The organism is Streptomyces kebangsaanensis, from assembly GCF_001906585.1.
In the GTDB taxonomy this organism is placed as follows: Bacteria; Actinomycetota; Actinomycetes; order Streptomycetales; family Streptomycetaceae; genus Streptomyces; species Streptomyces kebangsaanensis.
Window position 1 is genome coordinate 30,484 of record NZ_JUJA01000100.1, and the last position, 3,751, is coordinate 34,234.

At 73.7% G+C, this 3,751-nt stretch carries 4 protein-coding genes; 3 read left to right on the top strand and 1 reads right to left on the bottom strand.

Annotation, left to right across the window (positions count from 1 at the left end; translation table 11 throughout):
• Positions 1-1,325 (top strand): MFS transporter (locus RH94_RS15085; protein WP_073948136.1); only part of this gene is annotated, 1,325 nt, incomplete at its 5' end.
• 81 nt (positions 1,326-1,406) lie between these two features.
• Here RH94_RS15085 and RH94_RS15090 read toward each other — a convergent pair.
• The gene (locus RH94_RS15090) at positions 1,407-1,856 is read right to left on the bottom strand and encodes a PPOX class F420-dependent oxidoreductase (RefSeq protein ID WP_073948112.1); all 450 of its coding nucleotides are present in this window, start codon (positions 1,854-1,856) and stop codon (positions 1,407-1,409) included.
• 78 nt (positions 1,857-1,934) lie between these two features.
• On the opposite strand from RH94_RS15090, the gene RH94_RS15095 reads away from it, so the two are divergent.
• Positions 1,935-2,519, top strand: coding sequence for a TetR/AcrR family transcriptional regulator (locus tag RH94_RS15095; protein ID WP_079189038.1), 585 nt, complete (start codon positions 1,935-1,937; stop codon positions 2,517-2,519).
• A partial coding sequence (locus RH94_RS15100; RefSeq protein ID WP_107428725.1) for an MFS transporter occupies positions 2,516-3,751 on the top strand: 1,236 nt, incomplete at its 3' end. The genes RH94_RS15095 and RH94_RS15100, both read left to right, overlap by 4 nt.

Below are 3,751 nucleotides of genomic sequence, written 5' to 3' on the forward strand. Positions count from 1 at the left end.
CCCCGCCCAGCCAGCCGAAGAAGGCCGCCGCGGCCGCCTGGATCGGCAGCGCGCTCGAGTACTACGACTTCTTCATCTACGGCAGCGCGGCCGCGCTGATCTTCCCGAAGGTCTTCTTCGACGACTCCGACCCGGCCACCGCGACCCTGCTGTCCCTGGCCACCTTCGGCGTCGCCTACGCCGCCCGGCCGATCGGCGCGCTGTTCCTCGGCCACTTCGGCGACCGGCTGGGCCGCAAGAAGATCATGGTCTTCACGCTGATGCTGATGGGCGTGTCGACGTTCCTGATCGGCTGTCTGCCCACCCGCGCCCAGGTCGGCACCCTCGCCCCGGTGCTGCTGGTGCTGTGCCGGGTGCTGCAGGGCGTCTCCGCGGCCGGCGAGCAGGCCAGCGCCAGTTCGATGAGTCTGGAGCACGCGCCGGGTCACCGGCGGGGCTTCTTCAGCAGTTTCACGCTCAGCGGCACGCAGGGCGGGCAGCTCATCGCCACGCTCGCGTTCATCCCGATCGCCGCGCTGCCCGAGGAGCAGTTGCTGTCCTGGGGCTGGCGGGTGCCGTTCTGGGCGAGTGTCCTGGTCGCCGTCGTCGCCTACCTGATCCGCCGCCGCCTGGCCGAGACGCCGGCGTTCACCCGGCAGGCGGCCGGCGAGGGAGTGGTGAAGCTGCCGCTGGCGGTGCTGATGCGCGAGCACTGGGCGGATGTGCTGCGAGTGGTCGGGGGCGCGCTGATCGCCTCGGTGAGCACCATCTTCACGGTGTGGGCGCTGGCGTACGCGACCAGTGACGCGGTCGGCATGTCCCGCTCGTCGATGCTGTGGGTGGGCGCGCTCGCCAACCTCGTCGCGCTGGGCGCGATCCCGCTGTGGGCCACGCTGTCGGACCGTATCGGTCGGCGCCCGGTGTTCCTGGTCGGCGCGGTGGGCAGCGCGGTCATGATGTTCCTGTACCTGTGGGCGATCTCCACGGGCTCCTACCCGCTGGTGCTGCTCCTCGGGATCGTCACCTTCGGTGTCGTCTACAGCGCCGCGAACGGTGTGTGGCCCGCCTTCTACGGCGAGATGTTCTCCACCCGGGTCCGGCTCTCGGGCATGGCGATCGGCACCCAGATCGGCTTCGCGGTGGCCGGGTTCGCGGTCACCTTCGCCGCCGAGATCGCCGGCCCGGACGGCACCGGCTGGTCGGCGGTGGCCCTGTTCACGGCGGCCCTGTGCGTCCCGCCGGTGGTCGCCGCCCTCTCGGCCCGCGAGACCCACAAGGTCCCGACGGAGCTGCTCGGCGAGCGCGGCGGACAGCGGCCGTCACAGCCGCAGACGGTCTCGGCCTGACCTCTCCCGCACCCACTCGTCCCGCACCCGCGGCCCACGTCAGGGCCGCGGGTGCGGCGGTTCGTCCGGCGTGTCCGCGCCTCAGCCGTCGTTGGCGCCCTTCTGGATGCCGTACGCCCGTTCCACCCTCAGCCGCAGCACCAGGCGCCGGTCGCGGACCATCGCGGCGCGGAAGTCGTCCCAGTCCGGGTGCTCGCCGTTCACGTCACGGTAGAGGCGGACCAGTTCCCCGACCGTCTCGTCGTGCGGGTCCTCCGCCACCGGTGAGAGGTCCGCGGTGCCCTCGGCGACCGTGTAGGCGCGGCGGTCCGGGCTCGTGACGTGGTACGAGGCACGCGGGTCCCGGCGCAGATTGCGGGTCTTGGCGCGGTCGTCGGTGATCGAGACGCGGACGACCCGCTCGTCCGGGCAGTAGGCGTGGCTGACGTTCGACAGCTGGGGCCGGCCGTCCCGCTTGAGGGTCACCAGCACTCCTCCGTGCTCCTCGGAGAGCAGCGCGAGCAGGGCGTCCTGTCCGTGGTCGTGCGTCATGCCCTGAGTCATACCCGCGCGGCCGAGCCGCACACCCCGGAGTAGACACTGTCTACTCCCTCTTGGTAGACAGTGTCCGTGACCGAATCCGAGAAGGGCCTGCGGGACCGGCTGGTCGACGTCGGGGTGGAACTCGTGGCCGGGGAGGGCGCGCAGGCGCTGACCCTGCGGGAGATCGCCCGTCGGGCGGGGGTCTCGCACGGGGCGCCGCGCCGCTACTTCCCCACTCATCTGGAACTGCTGTCCGCGATCGCCCGCCGCGGCTTCGCCGACCTGGCCGGGCGGGTGACGGCGGCACTCGGCGACGGCACGGCGAGCCCGCGCACCCAACTGGCGGCACTGGGCCGGGTCTACCTCGACTTCGCCCTCGGCAACCGCGGCATGTACGAGCTGATGTTCCGCCACGACCTGCTGGAGAGCGGGCACCTGGGACTGCGCGACACCAGCCTGCCCCTCTTCGGCCTCCTGGTGGACCTGGTCGGCCGGGCCTGCCCCCACACCGCCGACGCCCGCACGGTGGCGGGCTCCCTGTGGGCCAACCTCCACGGCATCGCCCAGCTGTGGGGCTGGGGCAGTCTCCCCCTCGCGACCGGCACGGGCGACTTCACCCCGCTCCTGCGCACGGCCCTCGACGCCCACCTCGGCCCGGAGCAGGGCAGGTGAGCCACGGTCGGACACCGACCCTGGTGAGCAGCGTGGCCGGAGCGGTGATCGTGGCCCTGGACGGCACGGTCCTCACCGTCGCGCAGCCCACGCTGCAACGGGACCTGGGAGCGTCGTTCGCGCAGGCCCAGTGGACCAGCACCGGATATCTCGTCGCGGTGGCGAGCCTGCTGGTCTTCGCCGGACGGCTCGGCGACCGGTACGGGCACCGACGGATGTTCGCGGCCGGGATGCTGGGCTTCGGTGCCGCCTCGGCGGGCATCGGCCTGGCGCCCGGCATCGGCTGGGTGATCGCACTGCGGGTCGCCCAGGGAGTGTGCGGGGCCCTGCTGCAGCCGGCCACCCTCGGCATGGTGCGGGCCGCCTTCCCGCCCGACCGGCTCGGCATGCCCCTCGCGGTGCGGACCAGCGCGATCGGCCTGGCGGCCGCCGCCGGCCCGGTGGTGGGCGGGACGCTGGTGACCGCGTTCGGCTGGCGGGCGGTGTTCTACGTCAACGTCGTACCGGCGCTGGTGTTCGGTCTGCTCGCTCTCGCGCTGCCCGGGCCCGGGCGGACCGGTCCCGTCCCGGGCGACCGGTGGTCGCGGCGGCTCGACGTCCCCGGCGCGCTGCTGCTCGCCGTGGCCCTCGGCTGTGCGGTGCACACGCTGGTCGCGCTGCCGGACCCGGGCTGGGCGGGCCCGGTCGCGGCCGTCCTCGCGGGAGCCGCCTTCGTCCACCACGAGCGCCGCGCCGCGGACCCGTTGCTGCCGCCCGACGTCATCGGTCCGGCGGCCGTCGCGTCCGCGCTCGCGGTCCTGGTGGCCGCGTCGGCGGCCCTGTTCGGCACGCTGTTCGTCGTCACCTACGTCCTGCAGGGCCCGCTGGGTCTGGACCCACTGCGGTGTGCCCTGGTCGGCCTGCCGCTGGCGGTGCTCATGGTGATCTCGGCGCCCCTGTGTCCGGTGCTGCTGCGGCGCGCCGGAGCCCGTCGTACGACCGTGGCGGCGATGGCCGTACTCGCGCTGGGTGTCCTGGTGCTCGCCCGGGCGTCGGGGACGCCCGCCCTGTGCGGTGGCTTCGCCCTGCTCGGGGCCGGGTTCGGCACGGTGATGGTGGCGGCGACACAGGTCGTCGTACGGGAGGCGGCCCTCGCCTCCGCCGGGGTGGCGGGCGGACTGCAGCAGACCGCGATGAACGTGGGCCCGGCGCTGGGCGTGGCCGCGGCGACCACGCTGCGAGGGCTCGGCGGG